The following is a 24,124-nucleotide window of genomic DNA, read 5'->3' as shown; positions in this document are numbered from 1 at the left end:
AACTTGGAAAATCATCGGAAAAGGCTATCCTGCTTTTGGTTTTGTCCCTGGGTCCGGGGTGACCCGGCCGGGCGTCCAATCTTCCCAATCCTTTTCGGAGGCTTTTTCATGCGCATCGCCGTGATCGGGACCGGTTATGTGGGGCTCGTGACGGGGGCCTGTTTCTCCGAGTTCGGCAACCAGGTCATCTGCGTGGATATCGACAGGAAAAAGGTCGCGGCCCTGCGCCGGGGCGTGGTGCCCATCTTCGAGCCGGGCCTTTCCGAGATCATCCAGCGCAACCGGGGCAAGCGCCTGACCTTCACCACCGACCTGAAGGGCGCCGTCCAGGCCTCCGACTTCATCTTCATCGCCGTCAACACCCCGCCGGGCCAGGACGGGGAAGCGGACATCACCAACGTCAAGGCCGCCGCCCGCGAGATCGGGAAAAGCCTCGACCGCTACAAGATCATCATCAACAAGAGCACCGTGCCCATCGGCATGGCCGACATCGTGGCCCGGATCATCATCCAGAACAGCCCCTCGGACGTCTCCTTCGACGTGGTGTCCAACCCCGAGTTCCTCCGCGAAGGCTCGGCGGTGAACGACCTGATGAAGCCCGACCGGGTGGTCATCGGGGCCACCAACCGCGCCGCCGCCCAGAAGGTGGCCGAGATCTACAAGCTGCTCCAGTGCCCGGTGGTCATCACCGACCTCAAGAGCGCCGAGATGATCAAGTACGCCTCCAACGCCTTCCTGGCCACCAAGATTTCCTTCATCAACGAGGTGGCGGACCTCTGCGACCGTATCGGGGCCGACATCCTGCAGGTGGTCAAGGGCATGGCGCTGGACCCGCGCATCGGGGGACAGTTCCTGAACGCCGGCCTGGGTTTCGGGGGAAGCTGTTTCCCCAAGGACGTGGCGGCGCTGGCCAAGATCGGCAAGAAGAACCGCCAGCCCTTCAAGATCCTTCCCCAGGTGCTGGCGGTGAACAAGCAGCAGCGAAAGATCTTCCTCCAGAAGGTGCGCCGGGTGGTGGGGAACCTCAAGGGCAAGACCATCGCGGTCTGGGGCCTGGCCTTCAAGCCCAACACCGACGACCTGCGGGAAGCGCCGTCGCTGGACATCATCCCCGCCCTCCTGAAGGCGGGGGCCAAGGTGCGGGCCTATGACCCGGTCTCGATGGAAAAGACCCGGGCCCTCCTGCCCCACGTCAAATACGCGCCTTCCGCCTACGAGGCGGCCCATGGGGCGGACGCCATCCTGATCGTCACCGAGTGGAACGAGTTCCGGCAGATCGACTTCCGGAAACTGCGGGGCCTGGTGAAACAACCCCTGATCCTGGACGGCCGCAATCTCTATGAGGCCGGCCCGCTGGCCGAACAGGGTTTCACCTATTACGGGATGGGCCGGGGCCAATAGGCCTGACCTGGGGTTTTTCCTTCCTCTTTTTCCCCCGAGACGACCGCCGGGACCGGACTTTTTTGATACCATTGACCTACTGATTTCTTTTTAGGAGGTCCAATGAAGATCCGTACCTTTATCCGGAAAGCCGCCCTTATCGCCGTTCTTCCTCTCGCAAGCCAAGCCGTCCCGTTGCCCTTCCAAACACCCACCAGCCAGGACGCGGGGACCAGCCCCCGGGGTTTGGCGGTCGGTTCCCTGCTGGGGAACGGCTCCCAACAACTGGCGGTGGCGAATTTCGGTTCCCACACCTTCATCGGGCTCTCCACCCCCGTTTCCCTGACCCACGCCCAGGATTCCACGGTGCAGGTCTTCGGCCTGAACGGTTCGGCCTTGAGCCCCATCGCCACGATCCCCACCGCCCAGAGCCCCCGGGGCCTGGCCATCCTGGACGCCCAATCCACGGGCAAGGGACTGCTCTTCGTCACCGCCTATGAGGCGGATCGCCTCCAGGTCTTTCAATGGGGAAGGGGAAGCTTCCGACAGGTGGACGAGGCCCCGACCTTGAAGATGCCGGTCGGCGTGGCCGCGGGGCGCACCCGCCGGGACGGGACCGACTTCGTGGCGGTGGCCGATTACGGGGCGGGGCAGGTCTCCCTCTTCCCGCTCAAGGACGGGAAGCTGGGCCAACGGACCGATATTCCCGTGCCGGGCGGCCCGGTGCAATTGGCGGTGGGCGACCTGACGGGCGACGGTTCCGGCCAGATCGCGGTGGTCTGTATGAACGCCAACCAGGTCGTCATCCTCTCGGCTTCCAACGCCGATCCCTCGTCCTTCGCGGTCACCCGCACCCTGGAACTCCCGCCGGGCGGCTCGCCCTCGGACCTTCACCTGGCCGACCTCAACGGCGACGGGCGTTCCGACCTGGTGCTGGCCGATTTCACCAAGAACAACGTGCAGGTCTTCCTGCAACAGGCCGACGGCTCCCTCGATCCCCAACTCCCGCTCTCGACCACCGGCCAGCATCCCAACGGGCTGACCGTGGCGGACCTGGACGGGGACAAGGACCTGGAGATCCTGGTCGCCAACCGCGACTCGGACACCATCGATGTTTTCGACGCCCTCAACGGGACCTACGCCCTGGAGGGCACCCTGACGGTGGCCGAAGGCCAGGACCATTCCTTCGGTCCGGTCGAACTGGCGGTGATGAAGGGGCAGGATGGCGCGGCCCTGGTGACGACCCACATGCGCACCAACAGCCTGAAGGTGGTGCCCCTGACCCTGGTGGCCCCGACGCCCACGCCCGACGCCCTGGCGCACGGGTCCCATGACCGGTTCAGCGATGAGACCACCTATTTCTATCCGAACCCGGCCCGGGGAGGGTCGGTGAAGCTCCACTTCGACCTGCCGGGGCCTTCCAACGTCAGCGTCCAGGTCTTCGACCTGACCGGAACGCTGGTCTGGGACAGGACCCTGCCGGCCTCGGCCACGGTGGCGGGGGAGAACAGCGTGGATTGGGACCTGACGAACCAGGCGGGCCAGGCCTTGGCCAGCGGCAGTTACATCGGCCGCTTCACGGTGGACGGGGTCTCCTTCACGCGCAAGCTGGCGGTCATCCACTAAAAAGATCCATTCCAGCCACAGATGCATGGCATAGATGGGATGGAACAGAAGACCGGCACACAAGCCCGGGAAATCCCCGGGCTTTTTTATTTCGCGACGACATCGAACGTCCCATTAGCCACCGATGAAGGGCATGAACGCCGATAAGTCTTGGATACGATCGTGGGCTGGGACGGGGGGGTCTCTGTGGTGAAAATGATCTATCGGGTCTTTATCGGAGTTGATCGGTGTTCATCGGTGGCTCAATGGGCCTTGTCCTACTTGTTAAGGACCGCTTCGACGTCCGCTTCCAGGCTGGCGGGGGTGGCCGCCGAGGCGTAACGCTTGACGGGTTCGCCGTCCTTGCCGATGAGGAACTTGGTGAAGTTCCATTTGATGGCCTCGGTGCCCAGGATGCCGGGTTTCTCCGAGGTCAGGTACTTATAGAGGGGATGGGCGTTGGGCCCGTTCACGTCGATCTTGGCGAAGAGCGGGAAGGTCACCCCGTAGTTCAGGTCGCAGAACTGTTTAATTTCCGTCTCGGTCCCGGGCTCCTGGGAACCGAATTGGTTGCAGGGGAAGCCCAGGATCTCGAACCCCCGGTCCTTGTATTTCTTGTAAAGCGCCTCCAAGCCCTCGTATTGCGGGGTGAAGCCGCAACGGCTGGCCACGTTCACGATCAAAAGGGCCTTGCCCCGGTATTGGGAAAGGGCGATTTCCTTCCCGTCGATGGTCTTGGCTTGGAATGGATGGATGGACATGGTCTTCCTCCCGGTGGATGTAACGGGAATATAGCCTTCTTCCCGTCGTAAAACCAATGGCCCTGGATTAAAATTGGGAAGCCCACCCCCCAAAAAGGAAATCCTTCCCGCATGAAAAAGAACAAACCGAGAACCGGAAAGACCCGCGGCCCCGGGAAAAGGACACACGGCCCTTCCGCCCGTCCGAGATCGGAGGAGGCCCTGCTCCGGGGTCTTTTGGCCGCCGCCCCGGACGCCATGGTCATCGTGGGCAAGGACGGCGGGATCGTCCTCTCCAACGCCCAGGCCGAGACCCTCTTCGACTACCCGCCGGACGGACTTCAAGGCCTCAAGATCGAGGCCCTGGTCCCCGCCCGGTACCAGGGAGGCCACCCGGCCCACCGGGGCGAGTACTTCCACGCCCCCAAGATCCGGCCCATGGGCGCCGGGATGGACCTTTACGCCCTGAAAAGGGACGGGAGCGAGTTCCCCGCGGAGATATCGCTCAGCCCCATCCATACGGAGGAGGGCGTCTTCGTCATCGCCGCGGTCCGGGACGTCTCCGAGCGCCGGCGGGTGCTGGAGGAGGAGAACCGCCGCATGCAGGAATCCAACCGCCTCAAGGGCGAGTTCCTGGCCAACATGTCGCACGAACTGCGCACGCCCTTGAACGCCATCATCGGCTTCTCCGAGCTGATGGTGCATGAGAAGGTGGGGCCCCTCTCGCCGGACCACAAGGAATACCTGGGCGACATCCTCACCAGCGCCCGCCACCTGCTGCAGCTCATCAACGACGTGCTGGACCTCACCAAGGTGGAGGCGGGCAAGATGCAGTTCCGCCCCGAGAAGGTGGATCTTTCCCGTTCCATCACCGAGGTCAAGGAGATCCTGCGGGGCATCGCCGGACCCAAGAAGCTGGACCTGGTGGCCCAGGTGGACCCGGCCCTGGGGACGGTGGTGCTGGACGCCTCCAAGCTCAAGCAGGTCCTCTATAATTTCCTCTCCAACGCCATCAAGTTCACCCCCGAGGGCGGGACGGTGACCGTCCGGGCCCTGCCCGAGGGGAACGACCGGTTCCGCCTGGAGGTGGAGGACACGGGCATCGGGATCCAGGAAAAGGACATGCACAAGCTCTTCATCGAGTTCCAGCAGCTCGACCAGGGGGTCGCCAAGAAATACGCGGGCACGGGCCTGGGACTGGCCCTCACCAAGCGTCTGGTGGAGGCCCAGGGGGGCGCGGTCTCGGTCCGGAGCGTTTATGGGACGGGGAGCGTTTTCACCGCGGTCCTGCCCCGGGACACCTCTGGAAACCAAGCATGAATTTTGAATTTTTAATTTTGAATTCAGGATTTTTTCGACGCAGGATCAGTGTCGAAAACTTTCCGACATCAAGAATTGGTTTCGGGGTGTTCGAGTGACCGAGATCCTCATCGTGGACGACAACCCGATCAACCTCAAGCTCACGAAACTCCTCTTGGCCAAGGAGGGCTACCGGGTCCTCACCGCCGGCTCCGCCGAGGAGGCCCTCCAGAGCCTGGAGAACACCCGGCCCCGGTTGATCCTGATGGACCTCCAACTGCCCGGCATGAGCGGGCTGGAGCTGACGGCCCAACTGAAGGCCGATCCGGCCTTCCAGGACCTGGTCATCGTGGCCGTGACCGCCTACGCCATGAAGGGCGACGAGGAGAAGGCCCTGGCTTCGGGCTGCGACGGCTATATCTCCAAGCCCCTGGACGTGCAGACCTTCGCGTCCCAGGTGGCGGGGTATTTGAAGGAATGAAGGCATCGGATGACACGAAGCCACAAAGATTCGAAGTAAGGGTTTTGTATGTGGATCGAAAAGGAACGGATTTCTTAGTGTTTTAGAATCTTCGTGTCATGGGATGCCTTTTAGTCCATCTTTTACCTGAGGTTCAAATGAAGAAAATCCTTGTGGTGGACGACGACGCCATCGAACGGCGCCTGCTCCAGACCCTCCTGGGCAAGGTGGCGGGTTACGACGTCCTGACGGCCGAGGACGGCCGGTCCGCCCTGGAACGGGCGGTCCCCACGGTGAACGCGGTCCTCCTCGACCTCCAGCTCCCTGACATGAGCGGCATCGAGGTCCTCAAGGAGCTCAAGAAACGCCGCCCCCAACTTCCCGTCCTGATGCTCACCGGGGTCACCGACGTGCAGAAGGCGGTGGAGGCGGTGCAGGCCGGCGCCCACCAGTACCTCACCAAGCCCTTCGAGAACGACCAACTGCTCATCACGCTCCGCAATGCCCTGGAACGGGACGAACTGCTGAACGAAATGGAGGAGCTCCGCCAGAGGGCGGGCAAGGGACCGGCCCTGGGACGGTTGGCGGGGGAGAGCCCCGCCTTGCGCGACATGGTGGCCCAGATCCGGAAGGTGGCCCCCTCCAACCTGACGGTGCTCATCCAGGGGGAAACGGGGACGGGGAAGGAACTGGCCGCCCGGGCCCTGCACGAAGAAAGCCCCCGCCGGGGGAAACCCTTCGTGGCCATCGATTGCGGCGCCCTGGCCGAGAACCTGCTGGAGAGCGAGCTCTTCGGCCATGAGAAGGGCGCCTTCACCGGCGCCGACCGCAAGAAGGAGGGCCAGATGGTCCTGGCGTCGGGCGGGACCCTCTTCCTGGACGAGGTGGGGAACCTGCCCATGGGGCTCCAAGCCAAGCTGCTGCGGGTGCTCCAGGAACGCCAGGTGCGCCCCGTGGGCGCCGAGCGGTCCCTGGCCATCGATGTGCGCTTCGTCGCCGCCACCAACGCGCCGCTGGAACAACTGGCCCAGGAAGGGAAGTTCCGCCAGGACCTCTATTACCGCCTGGCCGAGTTCACCCTCCAGCTTTCCCCCTTGCGGGACCGTCTCGAGGACCTGGAGCTGTTGGCGGGCCGCTTCCTGGAGGAGGCGGCCGTGGAATTCCGCAAGCCCCTGGCGCCCCTGGGATCCGAGGCCCTGGAGCGGCTCCGGGATTACCCCTGGCCCGGGAACATCCGGGAACTGCGCAACGTGGTCAGGCAGGCCGTGCTCTTGAGCCAAGGCCCGGAGGTAGGTCCGGAGGTCCTCCGATCCCTCCTGGGCAAGGGTTCCGCGCCCCAGGCGGGCCTGGAGGCCGTGGAAGTGCCCCTGGCGCCCGGCCTTTCCTTGAAGCAGATCTCGACCCGCGCCGCCGAGGAAGCGGAGAAGCAGGCCATCCGTAACGTCCTGCGGGCGACCCAGGGGAACAAGTCCCAGGCCGCCAAGATCCTCCGGACCGACTACAAGACCCTTTTTATGAAGGTGAAGAAGTACGGTCTTCAGTCGTAAAGCTAGCCCATTTGAACCACAGGCCGCCTTCGGCGGCGCACGGAGAGCACGGAGACGGCCGTCTTTTGGAAGACGGAAAAAGCCAAAAGCAAGAATGATTTTCTCTGTGCCCTCTGTGACCTCTGTGGTTCCGACTTCATGAAGTCCCAAAAATACGACTTTTGGTCGAAAAGCTAGCCCATTTGAACCACAGGCCGCCTTCGGCGGCGCACGGGGTGCACGGAGACGGCCGTCTTTTGTAGGACGGAAAAAGTCAAAAGCAAGAATGATTTTCTCTGTGACCTCTGTGCCCTCTGTGGTTCCGATGGGCTCTGGCTCCTCCACTATGGCGCCCATGCCATAATCCCCCTTTTTCATCCGATCCTCCGCTCCGATCACCCCTTTTTCCCCGGTTTTTCCCCTTCTATGACTGGCATCACAGTTGCCTTTCTTTAGGTCAAATCCGACCGGGGAAGGCACCATGTCCGAAGAACCCATTTTGATCATCGATGACAACCCCCTGAACCTGAAGCTGGCCAAGCTCCTTTTGGAAGTGGAGCATTACCAGGTCCACACCGCCCAGGGCGCCGAAGAGGCTTTCCGGGTCCTGGAGGGGTTCCGGCCCCGCCTGATCCTCATGGATTTCCAGCTCCCCGGGGTCGACGGCCTGGAATTGACCCGGCGCCTGAAGGCCGACCCCCGCTCGAAGGATGCGATCGTGATCATGATCACCTCCTACGACCAGAAGGGGGACGAGCAGAAGGCCATGGCCGCCGGATGCGACGGGTACCTGAGCAAACCCATCGATACCCAGGCCCTTCCGGGCATCGTGGCGGGATATTTGAGGGGCGCAAAGGATTAGACGTTCACCCGGCCAAGGGCCTTGGGCCCGAAGCCTAGAGCCGTTCCATTAAGGAGGAAGTGATGCTGACCTATTCCAAGATCCGGCCGAACCCGATGGCCGTCCCGGGGAGGACGCAAGCCCCCTTCCTGGACATCTTCAAGAGCCTGCCTTTCGCCCAACAGTCCGAGCTGGAAAAAAAGATGATCGAGCGCCGCTTCAAGAAGGGGGACACCCTTTTCCTGGACGGGGACCCGGCGGACCAGGTCTGGTTCGTGAAGGAGGGCCACGTCAAGGCCCAGGCTTGCAGCCCCAACGGCCGGTGTCAGACCCTCTGCATGGTGGGCCCCAAGTCCATGTTCGGGTCCTGCTGTTCCCTGGGCGGGGGCACCTATCCCTGCCATAGCGTGGCCGAGACCGACGTCACCGTCCTTTCCATCCCCCGGGCCGATTTCATCGGGATCCTGGGCCGCCATCCCTCGGTGACCCTGGCGGTCGCGGACCAGCTTTCCCAAAGGTTGAGCCGCTCCAAGGAGACCCAGACCTTCGAGCAGGAGTCGGTGGAGAAGCGCATCCTGCACGTCCTGGCCACCCTGGCGGACCAATTCGGGAACACCATCCCCCTGACCCGCCGGGAGATCGCCGAAATGGCGGGGACCGTGGTGGAGACCTGCATCCGGACCTTCACCAAGCTGGAAGCCGCCGGATTGGTCGCCTGCACCCGCGGCCGCATCCTCATCCGCGACATGCAAAAGATCATCGACCGGATGGAAGAGGAGGATGGGGAATGACCCCCTTTCCGGCCGTTCCCACCCGCTCCACCCGGGACCCCAGGCCCCGGAAAGTCCCCGCGCGGAGGCTCCTGCGGGCCGTCCCGCCGGGCGGCGCCAATCCCCTTTTCGTGAAGGCGATCCGGGCTTTCCAGGCGCCCTTCCTCACGGTCCCGAAGGCAGGTTGACCATGGCCGCCCTTCGCGCCTTTACGGCCGACAATTGGTCCGAATGGTCCCGCCCAGGGAAAGGCCTGGTCGTCGCGGAACTGCTGGCCCCGGGAAGCGATGCCTCCCGGACGTCCAAGGAACTCCTACCGTTGGCCTTCTCTTTCGACAGGGAGATCGCCGTGGGGATCCTGGACCTGGGCGCGGTCTTCAACGACGCGCCGGCCCCCTGGTTCCAGGAAGACCCGACCTTGGTGCTCTTCCATCACGGGCGGCCGGTCCGTTGGTTCTCTGGGGAGGAGCGTTTCCAGAAGATGGACGCTTGGCTTTCCATGGTCCGGACCTGGTCCCCTGACTTTTTTGACTCCCATCCAACTGGCGCTTGAGGGCTCCTCCCCTTTAAAGTAGGGCCATGCGTCCCCTCCTTGCCGCATTATTTTTCCTAGGTCCTTTCATCCCCCAAGTTTGGGGTCGGGTCCCGGCCTTGCCGGGGGACCAGCCCATCGAAAGCCGGATGGGGTTGGGTCTCTTCGGCGTCCTGGGCGGAAAAATGGAATACACCCTCCAGGGGCGGTCCCTTCGGGACATGGAGGATTTCAAGTCCGTCATCTATCCCCTGGGGGACGCGGAGGCCTCCCGGCTCATCCGCGAGGCCGGCCAATGCCAGGTGGTGGGGGAGACGGTCTTCGCCGCGGGCCTGCTCACGGGATGCGACATCGCCCTTTTCTTCCGGCCCACGCCGCTTTTGAACGTGGATTGGGCGGACCGGGTCTTCACGGGCTTCACCGTGGCCCAGTTGGTCTGGGGACTGGGGAGCCTCTTTGACACCAACTCGGAGGCCCGGAAATTCAACGCCGTCCAGCGCTACAACCAGGTCCTGCGCTCCCGAAAGGGCGAAGCGTGGGAATGGACGCCCCTCCAATTGGCTTGGGGCCCGGCGGAGTCCCGGTTCTCCGTGGGGGTCCGGTTCTGAACCTGGTCCGGACCTTCCTCCTCACCTTGATCGCTGCCTGCGCCGTGGGTCCTGGATGGGCCGATTCGATCGACGAACCCTGGGGCGGCGATTGGCAGGGAACCTTCGGCTCCGGATCCCACCGGTTCCAGGTGGCCTTCCAGTTCTGGGAGGATTTCGGCTATTACAACAACCTGGACGACGGCATCTATAACGAACTGGTCTCCTTCGGGGCCGGGGACGGGGCGCTGGATGGCGTGACGCCGGGGGGCGGGACGATCCACCTGGATTATTTCCCCCGCTGTCCGGTGATGACCGGGACCTTCACCCAGGGGGCGGGGAAGGACGGCAAGCAAAGCCTGATGGGGGAGGGCGTTTCCTATCCCATCACCCTCACCCGGGGGAGCGACCGCTTGAGGCCCCGGGCGGACAAAAGCTATTCCTATATCCCGCCCCAGGACCTGGGGGACGGTCTTGTCCCCGGGGACCTGAAGGAGGATCCAGCCCGTTTACGCCGCTTCCAGGCCCTGGTCCAGGGGGCCCTCCATGGGAAATACAGGCACCTGCATAGCCTTCTGGTCCTTAACGACGGCAAGCTCCTGCTCGAGGAGTATTTCTACGGCTATGGCCCCCGGGACCCCCATCCGGTCCAGTCGGTCACCAAGAGCATCTTCTCCTTATTGGTGGGGGACGCGGTGGAGAAGGGTTGGCTGGATCCGGACGATAAGCTCCAGGACCTGTTCCCCGGGCCTCCGGTGTCCGGGGATGCCCGCAAGGGAAAGGTCACGGTGAAGGACCTGCTCACCATGACCTCCGGGATCGATTGCGATGACCTGTCCCGGGGCAAGGGCTGCTCCTGGCCCATGGTGGCTTCGTCCGACTGGGGTTCCTTCGCCCTTTCCCTTCCCATGACCCGGGAGCCTGGGAAACATTTCGCCTATTGCGGCGCCTGCCTTTCCATCCTGGCCGAGGCGCTGCAAAAGCAAAGCAAGCTGCCGCTCCTGGCCCTCGCCCAAAAGGACCTTTTCGATCCGCTGGGGATCCAAGCCCCCACCTGGTGGGAAGGGCCCCAGGGGGCCCACTCCCCCGCCTTCGGCCTTTCCCTGACGCCCCGGGACATGGCCAAGATCGGTCTGTTGGTCCTCCAAAAGGGGGAATGGCAGGGCCAAGTGGTCGTCCCGAAGGAATGGATCGAAAAAAGCACCTCGCCGCAGGTGAAGGATGCCCTGGGAAAGGGCCTCGATTACGGCTACCTTTGGTGGGAACGGAACGTCATCGCGCATGGGCGCACCCGGCGGGTCGTCGAGGCCTGGGGTGTGGGGGGGCAATATATCTTCATCGTTCCCGACGGTGGGGTGGTCGTGGTGATGACGGGTGGGGACGCGAAGGACAGCCGCGCGTCCCGCCGTTGTTGGGACCTCTTCAAGCGGACCTTTGATATCCTGGAGGGGTCCCATAAGAAGACCCGAAGCCCGCTGAAAAAAGGGAAGTGATAGGACCGTGAAAGCCCCCTCCAACGCCGGGAAGGTCTTTTGGGCCGCCGCCTCGGTTTGGTCGGCCCTGGTTTTCGTCCACTATTTCCCGCTCCCCGGGGCCTTGGACCTGTCCTTCCTGGGGTCCTTGCCCCGGGACCTGTCCTCCTTCCAGGCCGAAAAATTCTTCGGGACCTGGATCCTGTTCCTGAAGAACCTCCTGGGCGTGTTCCTAATCGGCCTGGTCTTTTACGCTTCCGGAGCCCGGCTTCTCGCCTGGATGGGCCTTGATCCCGGACCTTTCCGGGGGCCCCTGGCCTTGGGGCTGGGCGCCTTAGGACTGGGGATCGCTTGGACCGCCTTGGGGCTCAATGGTCTTTGGTATCCGGGTTTGCTGAAACTGGTCCTGGTGGGTCTTTCCCTTGGGGCCCTGGTGGAACTGCGGGCCGAGCGGTTCACTTGGGCCGATGCATGGGGGGAGCAGGAACGAGGGACGAAAGGGTTCCTCCTCTTGGGGGGCCTTTTCGGGGTCCTCAGCCTGATGATGGGGTCCGCGCCCGACGTCTTTTATGACGGGTTGGTCTATCACCTTTCCACCCTCCAGGCCTGGCTGGACCGCCACACCCTCGTGGACCTGCCCACCAACCTCTATACCTATTACCCCTTCGGGGGCGAGATGGTCCTTCTCAATGGTTTCCTTTTCGGGGGAAGCGAAGGGGCCAAGTTGTTGAACGTGGGAGGACTGGTCCTGACCGCCTGGGTGGCGGGGCTTTGGGCCGCCGAGGAAGCGGGAGCTTGGGCGGGCGCGGCCACTTGGGCCATGGTGATGACCGTGCCCCTTTTCAACGCGACGGTCTGGACCAGCCAGGTGGATGTGCTGCTGGCCTTTTTCCTTTTCCTCTTTCTCCTGTCCCTTGGGCGTTCCACGCAAAAAAGGGGGGCGGGATGGGCTTTGTGCGCGGGATGTTTCGCCGGCGCCGCCCTTTCGGTCAAGTTCACCGCCGGACTGGGGATCCTCCTAGCCCTGGGAGGGTCCTGGGCCCTCCGGCGCGGCCAGGGGCGGCGTTGGATCCTGATCGGTTCGGTCGCGTTCCTTCTCCTGGCACCCTGGCTGATGAGGAACCTGGCCCTTCGGGCGGATCCTCTGTACCCCTATCCCTTCCTGGGTTGGGGGGGATCCCTGCCGCCCGCCTCCCTGGCCTCCCTTTTGTCCGATCACGAGGCTTCCTGGATCGGTCATCCCTCCTTCACCGCTTGGCTCCAAAGGGTCCTGACCCGGGACCTGGACCGGACCACGGCCCCCTTGGTGCTGGGACTCCTTCCCCTTCTTTTCTTTTGGAGGGGCCTTCCGGGTCCCGCGAAGTTCCTTGGGGCCCTGGGGGGCGTTTGGCTTTTGGCCGGGTTCGGACTTTCCCACCAACCCCGGTTGGTGATCCCCGCTTTCGGGGTCCTCTTGATCGCGGCGGGAATGGGGCTGGGCCAGGTCCGGACGCCGGGATGGCGCCGTTGGGCGGTCTGCGTCCTGGGGGTCTTCGGGGTCCTGTCCTTCCTTTCCTTGGGCCGTCTGGCCTTCCACTATTACCGGATCGACCGGGTCTGGTCGGGCGCGGAAAGCCAAAGGGACTATCTGGCCCAAAGTCCCCAGACCGATTCCTATTTTTCGTTGGCCCAAGCGGCGGCCCGGGTCCTGCCCGCGGGCGGACGGTCCCTGGTCGTCGGGGATGCCCGCGGGCTTTATTACCCCGGCGAGGTCGTGACCAACAGCTTTTTCGACCCCCAGGTCCCCGAACTCCTCTCGGGCCTGGACCCGGATGGGATGCGGCGCACCCTGCGGGAGATGGGCATCGACGCCCTGGTGGTCTCGGGGACCGAGGGGACCCGTTTGTTCGGGGACCGGTTCCCTTATTCGGCCACCGGCGAACCCTTCGGGAATTGGGCGGCCTTCAAGGACCGGTGGTTACAGCCCCTTTACGTCGATGGAAAAAGCGCCGTTTTCCTCCTTCGGGACAGGCCGGCCCGCTGAAATTTCCCCTTCCTTCCATGAGCTCGGACAGGTCCGGTCGATGTCTTTGCGTTATGATGGGGCGTTGAAACTAGACCGTTGGAGGGTCCCCTTGCCTACGCCCACGATCGCCATCCTTCTGGCCGCCGGAGACAGCACCCGGATGGGGTCCAAGACCCCCAAGGTCCTGCATCCCATCGCGGGTCAGCCCATGATCGAATATGCCCTTGGGAACGCCGAGTCCCTCCTGCCCGAGCGGATCTTCGTGGTGGTGGGCGACGCCAAAAGCCCCGTGGCGGCGGCGGTGGAAAAAAGGGCCGTTCCCGTCATCCAAAAGGACCGCAAGGGGACCGCCCACGCGGTGGCCCAGGTGCTCCCCAAACTGAAGGGCTTCAAGGGGAACATCCTCGTCCATTACGCCGACGCCTGCCTGGTGCGTCCCCAGACCGTCCAGGCCCTGCGCCAGTTCCACCTGCTCCAACGCTCTTCCGCCACCCTTTTGACCGCGCGGGTGGAGGACCCCTTCGGTTATGGCCGCATCGTGCGCGGGACGGATGGGGAAGTGGAGCGCATCGTGGAGGAGAAGGACGCCACTCAGTTCGAGAAACATCTCAATGAGATCAACGGCGGTGTCTATTTCTTCTCCGCTCCCGCCCTGGCGGAGGCCTTGGCCGGGATCGGATCGCCGAAGGGCCCCAAGGAACTCTACCTGCCCGACGCCATCCCCCTCATCCTTTCGAAGGGCGGCAAGGTCCACGCCCTGATGGTCCCGGACCGATCCGAGGTGCTGGGCATCAACAACCGCCAGCAGTTGGCCCAGGCCCACCGGCTCTGGAACCTGCGCCGGGTGGAGCACCACCAGCGCGAAGGGGTGACCTTCCTGGACCCCGGATCGGTGGAGATCGGCCCCAAGGTGGCCATCGGCCGGGACAGCCTCATCGAGGGGAATGTCCAGCTCCTGGGCGCCACCGAGATCGGGGAGGATTGCAAGATCGAGGCGGGAAGCGTGATCCACGGCTCGCGCCTGGGGGACGGGGTGGTCGTGCGCCATTCCCGGGTGACGGATAGCGACCTGGGGGATGGTTGCGACGCCGGGCCCTTCGCCCATGTGCGGGGCGGGTCGGTCTTGGACAAGTACGTGCACGTGGGGACCAACGCCGAGATCAAGAACTCCAAGCTCGGCGCCGGCACCAAATGCGGGCATTTCTCCTACGTGGGGGACGCCCAACTGGGCAAGAACGTGAACGTGGGCGCGGGATGCGTCTTCGCCAACTTCGACGGCAAGAAGAAGCACGGGAGTTCGGTCGGCGACGGCGCCTTCCTGGGAAGCAACTCGACCCTGGTGGCCCCCGTCAAGGTCGGCGCCAAGGCCGTGATCGGCGCGGGCGCCGTGGTGACCCGGGACGTCCGGGCGGGCACGACGGTCGTCGGGGTTCCCGCTAGACCCAAAGGAAGGAAATAGATAAAATCCCGCTTTCGACGCCCCTCCTCCGCCTTCATCAACCCGTTCAAGGACCCCTATGAGCCCCAAGTTGAAGAACAATGACGCCATGAAGATCTTCTGCGGGACGGCCAACGTGCCCCTGGCCCGGGAAATCGCCAAGAGCATCAAGATGCCCCTGGGCGAGATCATGGTCGGCCGCTTCTCCGAGGGGGAGATCCGCATCAAGATCAAGGAGGACGTGCGCGGGAGGGACGTGTTCCTCATCCAGCCCACCTGCCCCCCGGTCAACGACAACGTGATGGAGCTGCTCATCATCCTGGACGCCTTCCGGCGCGCCTCCGCCCGCCGCATCACCGCCGTGCTCCCCTACTATGGCTACGCCAGGCAGGACCGCAAGGACCAGCCCCGGGTGCCCATCACCGCCAAGCTCATGGCCAACCTCATCACGCGCGCCGGGGCCGACCGGGTCCTGACCATGGACCTGCACGCCCAGCAGATCCAGGGTTTCTTCGACATCCCGGTGGACCATCTCTACGCCTCGCCCATCATCGCCAACTATGTCCGCCGCAAGAAGCTCAAGAACCTGATCGTGGTCTCGCCCGACGTGGGCGGCATCAAGATGGCCCGGGCCTACGCCAAGAAGCTGGGGACCGACCTGGCCATCGTGGACAAACGCCGCTCCGGCCCGACCGAAGTGGAGGCCATGAACCTCATCGGGGAGGTGAAGGGCAAGAACGTGCTCATCCCCGACGATATGATCGCCACCGGGGGCTCCCTGGTGGAGGCGGTGAACGCCCTGGTCAAGTTCGGGGCCAAGGACATCTACGCCTGCTGTTCCCACGGGGTCTTGTCGGGAAAGGCCGTGGAAAACCTCCAAAAATCCGTCTTGAAAGAGCTGGTCATTACGGATACCATTCCCCTCCCCCCGGAAAAGCGGGCGCCCAAGATCACGGTCTTGTCGGTGGCCCCCTTGCTGGGCGAGGCGATCATGAGGATCCACAACGAAGCTTCCATCAGTTCCTTGTTCGACGACCTCTGATCGGGGCGGAAGCCCACCTTCACCACGAAGAAGCGAAAACGGCGAAGTTCTTACCCTCGGGCGATCCCTTGGGTCGATCCCATCCGCACCTTCGTTTCTTCGCGGTAAGAAATAAAATAAATAAAAAAGAAACTTGGGACACGTGAAGGCTGAACCGTCGCCCTCACGCCCTGGGCCGGAGCGATAAGACGATGAAACAAGTACCGTTGAAAGCCAAAGTCCGCGACATCCGTGGCAGCGCCGATTGCCGCCGCCTGCGCGCGAAGGGGTTCGTCCCGGCCGAGGTCTATGGCCACAAGGAACCCAACCTGACCATCGAGGTCAATGAGAAGGAACTCTCGAAGATCCTCACCAGCAACCGGGGCGAGAACATCTTCTTCCAATTGGAAGTGGAGGGTGCCCAGGGCGGCTCCCAACTGGCCATCCTGAAGGAAGTCCAGAACCACAAGCTCAAGAACCTCATCATCCACGCCGATTTCCTGAAGGTGAAGATGGACGAGAAGATCCGCATCCGGATCCCGGTCCGGATCCTCAACGGCGAGACCTGCGAAGGCGTGAAGGCCGGGGGTGTGCTGCAGTTGTTCCTGCGCTCCGTCGAGGTACAGTGCCTGCCCGCCCAGATCCCCGAGGCCGTCACCGTGGACGCGCTCCACTTGGCGATCGGAAGCTCGGTCCACGTCAGCGACCTGAAGCTGGCCGAGGGCGTCAAGGCCATCACCTCCGGTGATAGCGTGGTCCTGTCCGTGGCCCAGCAGATGGCCGAAGAGGTCAAGGCCGCCACACCGGACGCCGCGGCCGCTGCCGCCGCGCCGGGCGCCGCCCCCGCCGCGGGCGCCGAGCCGGAAGTCCTCACCGCCAAGAAGAAGGAAGAAGGGGCCGCCGCGGCCCCCGACGCCAAGGGTGGGGAGAAGAAGGCCGCCGAGAAGAAGTAACCCGGCGGAAGAAGTTCTCGAGCCATCCAGGGCTTTGGCCCTGGGTGGCTTTTTTCATTTCAGCCCTTGTCGGTTAAACTAGCCCCGTCGCTCCAGGAACGAGAGGAACAGATGGCCAGCGAGATCTGGTTGGTCGTGGGATTGGGGAACCCCGGCGAGAACTACCGCCACACCCGCCACAACGTGGGCTTCCGGGCGGTGGAGACCCTGGGCAAGAAGCGGGGCGTCGCCTATCGCGAGAAGGACGAGGCCATCTTCGGATCCTATTCCCTGGAGGGGCGCGAGGTCGTCCTTTTTTTCCCCCAGACCTTCATGAACGAATCGGGCCGGGCGGTCGGGCCTTACGCCCGCTACCGCAATATCCCGGCCGACCACATCCTGGTGGTGTCCGACGACCTGGACCTTTCCCCCGGCCGTATCCGGCTGAGGCCTTCGGGCGGTTCCGGCGGACATCACGGACTGGATTCCCTCATCGCCCACTTGGGAGGGAACGGTTTCCCCCGTCTTCGCATCGGGGTGGGGAAACCTCCATCCGCGGGGGAAGGCGCCCATCATGTGCTTTCGGGGTTCCCACCGGGGGAGAAGGAAAAGGTCGAGGAAGCGGTGGCGCGGGCGGCCGAGGGGATCGAGACCTTCATCCTGAAGGGGCCCGAGGCCGCCATGAACGATCTGAACCGGGACCCATCCGGCCCCGAGGCGGACCCGCCGGTCAGTTGAGGGCCCTCCAGCGGTAGATGCGGTAGCCGTCCTTCTTGGCCACGCCCTCGAAGATGTCCCCGTGGCCGTCCACATGGATCACCGGCCTCTTGGCGCCGGTCAGGTCCCCTTCGGGCCGTTCCAATTCGACCAGCGCGTAGCTTTTACGGGCCGGATCCTCCACGAAGACCGAATCCACGAACCCCTTCTTCTCATCGCAGACCACCCGGTAATAGGTCCTTCCGCGCCGGAAGGCCAGGGGGCCGACCCCTTCGACGAAGCGGCGTCCCAGGAGGAAGGAAGAGGCGCCCGGGACATCGTGGACCTGCCCATGGATGTCGTGGTAGGCGCCGTTCTTCGACCGGAACACCGGAAGACCCTTGAGGTGGGCCAGCCACCGTTCGGGCTCGAAGGCCGTCCGGGCAAAGAAAAGGAAAGGTTCCTTCGCGGAAGGGGCCGGTCCTTCCGGATCGAGTTCCCGGTAGGTGCCGTCGTCATGGACGGCATAGACCGCCCCATCCATGAGCCAATAGCTGGAGTGGGGCTGCAGGTCGTCCACGAATTCCTTCGCCTCGCGGACCTTGCCCTCGGTATCCAGCAGGACCCGTCGAACGCCCGGCTTGGTGCGCAGTTCGAAATTATCCTTGCCCCATTGCTCCCGGACGCTTTCCAGGCGGACCAGGACGACGGTCCCGCCCTTCGCGAGGGCCTCCAATCCGGCGAAACCGTAGAAATTCTCCTGGGCGTCCAACGGCTGGGTGGTCCGGATCCACTTCCCGTCCCGGGAGAAAAGGTCGAAATCGAGCCCCGAGACCAGGAGGAAACGGCCCCGGCCGTCCACCACCAGCCAGTCGGCGCCTTCCTGGGGCGCGCCGGGAGAGTGGTCACTGGTCCAGGGAAGGACCGCCTGGAGGGAGGGTTTGGAGAAGGAAAGGGACCCCGCCAGGGCGGGGGAGACGGCCGTCCAGGCCATGAGGGCCAGGAAAGCCGCCGGAAGGTTCTTTTTCAAGGGTGATCGAGGGTCCATGGTTCCGTCCTTACGGGCCAAGGAAGGTCAGCGGGAGCGGGCCTTCGTTTTTTTCCCGGGGACCGTGGCCACGTTGCCCTCGGCGTCGACGGTGAAGGCCAAATGCCGCCTCTTCGACTCCAGCCCGGCGAAAAGACTGTAGGCGCAGGGGACCACCACCAGGGTGAGCAGGGTGGAGATGAGGATGCCGCCGATGATGGCCACCGCCATGGGTTGGCGAAGCTCGGCGCCCGGTCCCAAGGCCAGGGCCGCCGGCAAGGCCCCCGCCACGGTGGCGAAAGAGGTCATGAGGATGGGCCGCAGGCGCACCGGGCAGGCGTAAAGGAGGGCGTCCTTCACCGCCATGCCCCGTTCCCGGGCCTGGTTGGTGAAGTCGACCAGCATGATGGAGTTCTTCTTCACCAGTCCCAACAGGAGGAAAAGGCCGATCAAGCTGTACATGTTCATGGACTGGTTGAAGAGCCAGAGGGTCCCGAAGGCCCCGGTGATGGAGAAGGGCAGGGCCAGGAGGATCACGAAGGGATGGATGAAGCTGTTGAACTGGCTGGCCAGCACCATGTAGGCCACGATGATCCCCAGGACCATGGCGACCATGAGCTGTTTGCCCGTGTTGGAGCCTTCCTGCGAGGTGCCCGTCAGGGCCGTCTGGTAGCCCGGGGGAAGGACGGACTTGGCGATCTTCAGGGCCTCGTCCAAGGCCTGTTGGCCGGTGGCGGTCGTGGAATGATTGGCCTGGAAATAGATGGCCCGCTGGCGGTTGTCGCGGGTGATCTGCTGGAGGGAGTCCACCTGTTTCATGTCGGCCACGTCCAGGATGGGCACCAGTTCCCCACGGTTGTTACGGGTATAGACCTTGCGCAGGTCCGAAGGGTTCAGGCGCTGGTCCTGGGGCACGCGGATGAAGATGTTGTTCTGGTGGCCGGACTCGTGGTAATAGGCGCTCTGGAAGGTATAGCCCCCGATGAGGGTCCCGAGCACCGTTCCCAGGTCGGAGATGTCCACGCCCCGCAGGGCCGCCTTGGCCCGGTCGGGGATGATCTGGATCTCGGGTTGCCCCGCCAGGTAGTTGTTGTTGACGTCGGCCAGCAGGGGGCTGTCCTTCATCCTTTTCTTGATCTCCTCCGAATACTTGGCCAGGTCCGCCCAGTCGGGGCCGGTCACCGTGAATTCCACGTCGTAACCCTTCCCCCTGGAAAGGCCCCGCTTGGAAAGGTCGATCAGGAAGACCTGCAGGTCGGGAGAGACCTTCTTGAGGGACTTGCGGACGACGGCCATGAACTCCTGCTGGGTCAGGTGGGGGGTGGTGAAGTGGCGGTCGAAGAAATTGGTCAGCAGGGACAGGGGGCCGGTGGAGGGGATCTTCTCGGACCAATCGGCCTTGGGACGATTCCCTTGGGGTTTCATGGTCACGAACATGATGGCCGAATTGGCCGCATTCCCGCCGAAACCCCCGACCGCCGTGTAAAGGTTCTGGATCTCCTTGCGGTCCTTGAGGACGGCTTCGCATTGCTTGATGACCTCGTCGGTGTGGAAGATCGAGTAATCGACCGGGAGCTGATAGTTGATCAGGAAGGCGCTCTGGTCGGTGGAGGGGACCTGTTCCTTTTTCACCAGCTTGGCCATGAACATGGAGGCCGCGAAGAAGACCAGGGCCCCCAGGACCACCCACCAGCGGCGATCCAGGCACCAGGCCAGGGCGCGGGAATAGAAGGCGGAGAGCTTCTCGAACTTGTGGGCCACGTAACCCGCGAAGCCGCGGGTCTCGTCGGCGGCGTGCACGAACTGGGAGCAGCGCATGGGGGTGAGGGTGACCGCCTCCAGGAGCGAGATCATCACCGCGCCCGAGAGGGTGACCCCGAACTGCAGCATGAATTTGCCGATGACCCCCTGCATGAAGACCAGGGGCAGGAAGATGGCCACGATGGCCACCGAGGTGGCGACGGCGGCGAAGGTCACCTCACGGGCGCCCTTGAGGGCCGCGTCCACCATGTTCTCGCCCTTCTCCTGGTGGCGCACGATGTTCTCCAACACCATGATGGCGTCGTCCACCACCACCCCGATGGAAAGGGACAGGGCCAGCAGGGTGAAGGTGTTCAGGGTGAAGCCGAAGAAATAGATGACGATGAAGGTCCCGAAGAGGGAGGTGGGGATGGCCAAAAAGACATTGAGGGTGGAGGACCAGCTTCCCAGGAAGAGATAGCAGACCAGGGCGGTCAGGAGGGCCGCCAGGAGGATGGTCAGCTCCAGTTCGAAGACGTTGTCCTTGATGAAGGTGGTGGTGTCGAAATTGAGGGCGACGTGGTAGCCCTTGGGCAGGTTGGGGAGGATCTGGGCCACCCGGTCCTTGACCGCGTCACCCACTTGGACCGCGTTGTAGCCGTCCTGCATCACGATCCCCATGCCGCAGGAGGGGATGCCGTTGAAGCGCGAGATGCGGGAGATGGTGGCCAGGCCGTCCTCGATGGCGGCCACGTCCTTGAGCTTGGTGGGGGCGTAGTTGGGGGCCCCGCCGCGCTGGAGGATGGGCAGGTCCCCGAAATCCTTGATGGAATAGGCCTCGCCCATGGAGCGGATGTCGTACTGGGTCTTGGGGGTCTCCATGAAGCCGGCTGGCACCTCGGCGTGCTGTTTCTGGATGGTGTTGACCAGGTCGTCGGCCGTCAATTGGCGGGCGTTGAGCTTGTTGATGTCGGCCCAGATGTTGACCTGGCGGTCCACGAAACCGCCCAAAAAGACGTTGGCCACCCCGTCGACGTTCGTGAAGCGGTCCTTCAACTGGTCGCGCACGTAGAGCATCAGGTCCTTGAGGGTCAGGGGCGGGTCGGCGGAGACCGCCAGCCACATGATGGGGGAGCTGTTGTTGTTGAACTTGCGGATGATGGGGGGGTAGATGTTCTTGGGCAGGTGGCGCTCCACCTGGAAGACGGCGGTCTGCACGTCCTGGACCGCCACGTTCACGTCCCGGCTGATGTCCAACTGGATGGAGATGTTGGCGCTTCCCTCGGTGCAGGTGGTCTGCACGTCCTGCACGCCCTCCACGCCCAGGACCGCGTCCTCGACCGGGTCCGCCACGTCGGACTCCATGATCTGGGGCGAGGCGTTGGGGAGCGAGACGGAGACGTTGACCACGGGGAAGTCCACGTCGGGCATCTGGGAGACGCCCAGGCGGAGGAAGCACACGATCCCGAAGAGGATGAGCCCGAACATGAGCATCCAGGCGAAGACGGGATTCTTGATGGAGACGTCGGAAAGGGTCATTTCAAGTCCTTTTGAACCACGGAGAGCACGGAGGGCACGGAGAAGGATCTTCCGCCGTTCGAACGGCCCGCCGATCTAGATCTTTGTGATCTCTGTGTCCTCTGTGGTTAATTTGAGTGGTTCAGTTTCGGCAGTTCGCCGGTGGCGACGCCCAGGGCCACCTTGTCCGCCAGCACCTGGTAGCGGGCCTTGACCAGGCTTTCCTTCGTGCTTTCCAGCGTGTTCAAGGAGTTCAGGACCTGCAGGTTGTTCGTGAGGTTCAGGCGGTAATCGTGCAGCACGGCCTCGTAGGCCGCCTGGGCGGCGTCCACGGCCTTCTGGTAGGCGTCCATGACCTGCAGGGTGTTCACCAGGTCCTGGTAGACCTGACGGACCTGCTGGGCGGCGTTGCGTTGGGTGCGGGAAAGTTCGAGCTCGGCCTGGCGTTTCTTGGAGGCCGCCGAATCCTCCTGGGCCACGACCTGCCCGCCCTCGAAGAGCGGCAGGGAGGCGTTCAATTGCACGGTCCAGTCCGGCGTGGAACCCCCGCCGTCCTGCAGGAGCGAATACTGTCCCTGGAGGGCCAGGGTGGGGAGGTGCCCGCCGTGGGCTTGGAGCAGTTGGGCGTCGGCGATGGCCACGGCCGCCTGGGCGGCCTTGACGTCGTGCCGGTCCTTCACGCGGGCCAGGCACTCTTCCAGGGTGGCGGTGGGCGCGGTGAGGACTTCGTTATCGCTCTTCAAGGCCGCGTCCGGCGGGATGCCCGCCAGGGTCGCCAGGGCCTCGCGGGCCTGGGCCAATTGGTCACGGGTGCTGGCCAGGTTGGCGACGACCTGCGCTAATTGGGCCGAGGTGGCCAGGACGTCGCTCTTCTGGGCCCGGCCGATGGCCTGCCAGCTCCTCTGCTGGTCGAGGGTCTTCTGGGTCAGGTCCTGGGTGGCCTGCTGGGTCCCGAGGGATTCCTGCAGGGAAAGGACGTCATAGAAGGCCTGGGCCACGCCGCTCAAGAGGGTGGCGGCGGAGTCCTTGAGGTTCTCGTGCTGGTAATCGATGGTGGCCTGGGCCCCTTGGATGGCCGCCACCTGGGTGAGTCCGCTGAGGATGGTCTCGGCCCCCGAGAGATAGAGGCTGTTGTCCAACGGGCTCGAGTTGGAGGGGCCCACGATGTAGCTGTCCGATTGCCAATTTTTGCGGTCGGCGATCGAGATCTGGGGAAGCCAGGCCCCGACGGCCTGGCGGGAAAGGGCTTCCGCCTGTTCGACGTTCTCCTGGGCCGTGGCCAGGGTCTCGGTCCGGTCGACGGCCAGGGCATAGACGTCCCAAAGGTCCAACTCGCCCTTACCGGCGGCCTTCTCGACGTCGGAAGTGGAAAGGCCGGTGGCCTCCTCCAGGGGGTGCTCGATCTTGCCGTCGTGCACCACCACGGGCGCGCCCGCGCATCCGACGAGCAACAGCGGAAGCAAGAGCAGGGATCTTTGGGTCATGGGTCCTCGTTCGTTCTCGGGTCGGCGCACTTTATGCGAAGAGGCCCACCGATTTCAAATGGTCGCTGAAAATTTCACGTTCCTTATACCTGCAACGAAGCTTTCCTGAAATACGAAAGGGCCCCCTTTGGGAGGGGGCCCCGTAGGTCCATCCGGGGAGAGGCCGGGGACGTTGATCTCAGCGCGGAGCGACCGCCGCGGATACGGGACCGCTGGGACAGTCCGGGTCCCTTGTCTCGGCCTTCTCATGCCGGTCCCAGTCCGCCACCATGGCGTCGAGCCGTTTCTGTTGGTCCGCGTTCAGCAGGGGGCGCAGTTGGGCGTCGAAGGCGGTCCGGATGGCCTTGAACTTCTTTCGCTGTTCGTCCCGCAGGGCATCGGTCTTGGGGATCTGGGCCTTGAGCAGGACCAGGACCTTTTGCTGCTGGTCGTCGGAAAGGTCCAGGCGTCGGGAGAGGTTGTCCAGCACCGAGTTGGGATTGTGCATGTTCACCCGCACTTCGCGGAAGTGGCGGATCTCGACGACGCCGTGGACGAAAACGCCCAGGGCCATCCCGGCGACGAAGGTGAAGAGGGAGATCCAGAAGGTCTTCATGTCGGGTTTTCCTTTAAGGTCCGGGATAGGAGACGGGGACGAACCCGCTTTGGGTGTATCCTCCGCCGGCCCCGGCGAAGGTGAAGGCGGCCTCGGCCGGCTCGTTCACCAAGCCCGCGCCCGTGTTCAAGGAGGAGAGGAAGAACCAGGCGATCAGGGCGGCGGCGCCCAAGGCCGGCACGGCCCATTTGAACAAGGGCCGGGTCCAAAAGACCTCGGCGGGCCGGTAGGGTTCCAACTGGCGCAGGACGCCCAGGGTGAAAATATCTTCGGAGGCTTCCGAGAAGGCGATCTTGGGGAAAAGGCGCTGGGACAGGGCCTTCCACTCGGCCAGGGCCCGGCGGCACTGCCGGCACTGGGACAAATGTCCCTCCACGACCTTCCTTTCCTGTTCGGTCAGGGGGCCGTCATAAAGGGCGAAGAGTTTTTCCTGGATCATTTCGTGGTTCATGGTGG

The 24,124-nt window shown here is 63.9% G+C and carries 22 protein-coding genes; 16 read left to right on the top strand and 6 right to left on the bottom strand.

Going from position 1 to position 24,124, the window contains the following annotated elements:
• The first annotated feature begins 108 nt into the window (after window positions 1-108).
• Window positions 109-1,401, top strand: coding sequence for a UDP-glucose/GDP-mannose dehydrogenase family protein (locus tag VHE12_00545; GenBank protein HVZ79267.1), 1,293 nt, complete (start codon window positions 109-111; stop codon window positions 1,399-1,401).
• 102 nt (window positions 1,402-1,503) lie between these two features.
• On the top strand, window positions 1,504-3,006 hold the full coding sequence (locus VHE12_00540; GenBank protein ID HVZ79266.1) for an FG-GAP-like repeat-containing protein: 1,503 nt from the start codon (window positions 1,504-1,506) through the stop codon (window positions 3,004-3,006).
• Window positions 3,007-3,263: 257 nt separating this feature from the next.
• On the opposite strand, the gene VHE12_00535 is transcribed toward VHE12_00540, so the two are convergent.
• Window positions 3,264-3,746 carry a glutathione peroxidase gene (locus VHE12_00535; GenBank protein ID HVZ79265.1) on the bottom strand — a complete coding sequence of 161 codons (483 nt, stop codon included), beginning with the start codon at window positions 3,744-3,746 and terminating at the stop codon, window positions 3,264-3,266.
• Window positions 3,747-3,857: 111 nt separating this feature from the next.
• Here VHE12_00535 and VHE12_00530 point away from each other — a divergent pair, with 111 nt between their 5' ends.
• The 14 genes from VHE12_00530 (at window position 3,858) to pth (ending at window position 17,346) form a co-directional block, all read left to right on the top strand.
• Complete coding sequence (locus VHE12_00530) at window positions 3,858-5,045, top strand: ATP-binding protein (protein ID HVZ79264.1); 1,188 nt, start codon at window positions 3,858-3,860, stop codon at window positions 5,043-5,045.
• A gap of 94 nt (window positions 5,046-5,139) precedes the next feature.
• Window positions 5,140-5,505, top strand: coding sequence for a response regulator (locus VHE12_00525; protein ID HVZ79263.1), 366 nt, complete (start codon window positions 5,140-5,142; stop codon window positions 5,503-5,505).
• Window positions 5,506-5,642: 137 nt separating this feature from the next.
• Window positions 5,643-7,031 carry a sigma-54 dependent transcriptional regulator gene (locus VHE12_00520; protein ID HVZ79262.1) on the top strand — a complete coding sequence of 463 codons (1,389 nt, stop codon included), beginning with the start codon at window positions 5,643-5,645 and terminating at the stop codon, window positions 7,029-7,031.
• Window positions 7,032-7,491: 460 nt separating this feature from the next.
• Window positions 7,492-7,872, top strand: coding sequence for a response regulator (locus tag VHE12_00515; GenBank protein HVZ79261.1), 381 nt, complete (start codon window positions 7,492-7,494; stop codon window positions 7,870-7,872).
• A 62-nt stretch (window positions 7,873-7,934) separates the two neighbouring features.
• Complete coding sequence (locus VHE12_00510) at window positions 7,935-8,642, top strand: Crp/Fnr family transcriptional regulator (protein ID HVZ79260.1); 708 nt, start codon at window positions 7,935-7,937, stop codon at window positions 8,640-8,642.
• Window positions 8,639-8,809 carry a hypothetical protein gene (locus tag VHE12_00505; GenBank protein ID HVZ79259.1) on the top strand — a complete coding sequence of 57 codons (171 nt, stop codon included), beginning with the start codon at window positions 8,639-8,641 and terminating at the stop codon, window positions 8,807-8,809. The genes VHE12_00510 and VHE12_00505 overlap by 4 nt, the downstream gene beginning before the upstream one ends.
• A gap of 2 nt (window positions 8,810-8,811) precedes the next feature.
• Window positions 8,812-9,174, top strand: coding sequence for a hypothetical protein (locus VHE12_00500; GenBank protein ID HVZ79258.1), 363 nt, complete (start codon window positions 8,812-8,814; stop codon window positions 9,172-9,174).
• Window positions 9,175-9,200: 26 nt separating this feature from the next.
• On the top strand, window positions 9,201-9,761 hold the full coding sequence (locus tag VHE12_00495) for a hypothetical protein (GenBank protein ID HVZ79257.1): 561 nt from the start codon (window positions 9,201-9,203) through the stop codon (window positions 9,759-9,761).
• Between the two features lie 26 nt (window positions 9,762-9,787).
• The gene (locus VHE12_00490) at window positions 9,788-11,233 is read left to right on the top strand and encodes a serine hydrolase (protein ID HVZ79256.1); all 1,446 of its coding nucleotides are present in this window, start codon (window positions 9,788-9,790) and stop codon (window positions 11,231-11,233) included.
• Between the two features lie 7 nt (window positions 11,234-11,240).
• On the top strand, window positions 11,241-13,235 hold the full coding sequence (locus VHE12_00485) for a glycosyltransferase family 39 protein (GenBank protein ID HVZ79255.1): 1,995 nt from the start codon (window positions 11,241-11,243) through the stop codon (window positions 13,233-13,235).
• Between the two features lie 64 nt (window positions 13,236-13,299).
• Window positions 13,300-14,676, top strand: coding sequence for a bifunctional UDP-N-acetylglucosamine diphosphorylase/glucosamine-1-phosphate N-acetyltransferase GlmU (glmU, locus tag VHE12_00480; protein HVZ79254.1), 1,377 nt, complete (start codon window positions 13,300-13,302; stop codon window positions 14,674-14,676).
• A gap of 58 nt (window positions 14,677-14,734) precedes the next feature.
• On the top strand, window positions 14,735-15,697 hold the full coding sequence (locus VHE12_00475) for a ribose-phosphate pyrophosphokinase (GenBank protein HVZ79253.1): 963 nt from the start codon (window positions 14,735-14,737) through the stop codon (window positions 15,695-15,697).
• Between the two features lie 206 nt (window positions 15,698-15,903).
• Window positions 15,904-16,629, top strand: coding sequence for a 50S ribosomal protein L25 (locus tag VHE12_00470; GenBank protein HVZ79252.1), 726 nt, complete (start codon window positions 15,904-15,906; stop codon window positions 16,627-16,629).
• A gap of 66 nt (window positions 16,630-16,695) precedes the next feature.
• Window positions 16,696-17,346 (top strand): aminoacyl-tRNA hydrolase, encoded by a 651-nt coding sequence (pth, locus tag VHE12_00465; protein ID HVZ79251.1) that lies wholly within the window; start codon window positions 16,696-16,698, stop codon window positions 17,344-17,346.
• Here the strand turns inward: pth and VHE12_00460 are convergent.
• The 5 genes from VHE12_00460 to VHE12_00440 all read right to left on the bottom strand — a co-directional run bounded on the left by VHE12_00460 (window position 17,339) and on the right by VHE12_00440 (window position 24,119).
• Window positions 17,339-18,352 (bottom strand): hypothetical protein, encoded by a 1,014-nt coding sequence (locus VHE12_00460; GenBank protein HVZ79250.1) that lies wholly within the window; start codon window positions 18,350-18,352, stop codon window positions 17,339-17,341. The two genes, pth and VHE12_00460, sit on opposite strands and share 8 nt — an antisense overlap.
• 27 nt (window positions 18,353-18,379) lie before the next feature.
• On the bottom strand, window positions 18,380-21,610 hold the full coding sequence (locus tag VHE12_00455; protein HVZ79249.1) for an efflux RND transporter permease subunit: 3,231 nt from the start codon (window positions 21,608-21,610) through the stop codon (window positions 18,380-18,382).
• Between the two features lie 107 nt (window positions 21,611-21,717).
• Entirely contained in the window at window positions 21,718-23,073 is a 1,356-nt protein-coding gene (locus tag VHE12_00450; protein ID HVZ79248.1) for a TolC family protein, read from the bottom strand.
• A 178-nt stretch (window positions 23,074-23,251) separates the two neighbouring features.
• Window positions 23,252-23,668 (bottom strand): hypothetical protein, encoded by a 417-nt coding sequence (locus VHE12_00445; protein ID HVZ79247.1) that lies wholly within the window; start codon window positions 23,666-23,668, stop codon window positions 23,252-23,254.
• A 13-nt stretch (window positions 23,669-23,681) separates the two neighbouring features.
• Entirely contained in the window at window positions 23,682-24,119 is a 438-nt protein-coding gene (locus VHE12_00440) for a zf-HC2 domain-containing protein (GenBank protein HVZ79246.1), read from the bottom strand.
• Window positions 24,120-24,124: the final 5 nt, after the last annotated feature.

Source organism: bacterium (assembly GCA_035549195.1).
In the GTDB taxonomy this organism is placed as follows: Bacteria; Oederibacteriota; Muellerivitia; order Muellerivitales; family Muellerivitaceae; genus DASZRK01.
Note: the sequence above shows the minus strand (reverse complement) of the source record. Positions and strands in the feature narration are given on the sequence as shown.

Bases quoted from the DNA above. Each gene is read 5' to 3' on its own strand.
- VHE12_00445 (HVZ79247.1), bottom strand. From the start codon at position 23,668: ATGAAGACCTTCTGGATCTCCCTCTTCACCTTCGTCGCCGGGATGGCC.
- VHE12_00520 (HVZ79262.1), top strand. From the start codon at position 5,643: ATGAAGAAAATCCTTGTGGTGGACGACGACGCCATCGAACGGCGCCTG.
- VHE12_00475 (HVZ79253.1), top strand. From the start codon at position 14,735: ATGAGCCCCAAGTTGAAGAACAATGACGCCATGAAGATCTTCTGCGGG.
- VHE12_00540 (HVZ79266.1), top strand. From the start codon at position 1,504: ATGAAGATCCGTACCTTTATCCGGAAAGCCGCCCTTATCGCCGTTCTT.
- VHE12_00500 (HVZ79258.1), top strand. From the start codon at position 8,812: ATGGCCGCCCTTCGCGCCTTTACGGCCGACAATTGGTCCGAATGGTCC.
- VHE12_00495 (HVZ79257.1), top strand. From the start codon at position 9,201: ATGCGTCCCCTCCTTGCCGCATTATTTTTCCTAGGTCCTTTCATCCCC.
- VHE12_00510 (HVZ79260.1), top strand. From the start codon at position 7,935: ATGCTGACCTATTCCAAGATCCGGCCGAACCCGATGGCCGTCCCGGGG.
- VHE12_00440 (HVZ79246.1), bottom strand. From the start codon at position 24,119: ATGAACCACGAAATGATCCAGGAAAAACTCTTCGCCCTTTATGACGGC.
- VHE12_00530 (HVZ79264.1), top strand. From the start codon at position 3,858: ATGAAAAAGAACAAACCGAGAACCGGAAAGACCCGCGGCCCCGGGAAA.
- VHE12_00460 (HVZ79250.1), bottom strand. From the start codon at position 18,352: ATGGACCCTCGATCACCCTTGAAAAAGAACCTTCCGGCGGCTTTCCTG.
- VHE12_00515 (HVZ79261.1), top strand. From the start codon at position 7,492: ATGTCCGAAGAACCCATTTTGATCATCGATGACAACCCCCTGAACCTG.
- VHE12_00545 (HVZ79267.1), top strand. From the start codon at position 109: ATGCGCATCGCCGTGATCGGGACCGGTTATGTGGGGCTCGTGACGGGG.
- VHE12_00535 (HVZ79265.1), bottom strand. From the start codon at position 3,746: ATGTCCATCCATCCATTCCAAGCCAAGACCATCGACGGGAAGGAAATC.
- VHE12_00450 (HVZ79248.1), bottom strand. From the start codon at position 23,073: ATGACCCAAAGATCCCTGCTCTTGCTTCCGCTGTTGCTCGTCGGATGC.
- VHE12_00455 (HVZ79249.1), bottom strand. From the start codon at position 21,610: ATGACCCTTTCCGACGTCTCCATCAAGAATCCCGTCTTCGCCTGGATG.
- VHE12_00505 (HVZ79259.1), top strand. From the start codon at position 8,639: ATGACCCCCTTTCCGGCCGTTCCCACCCGCTCCACCCGGGACCCCAGG.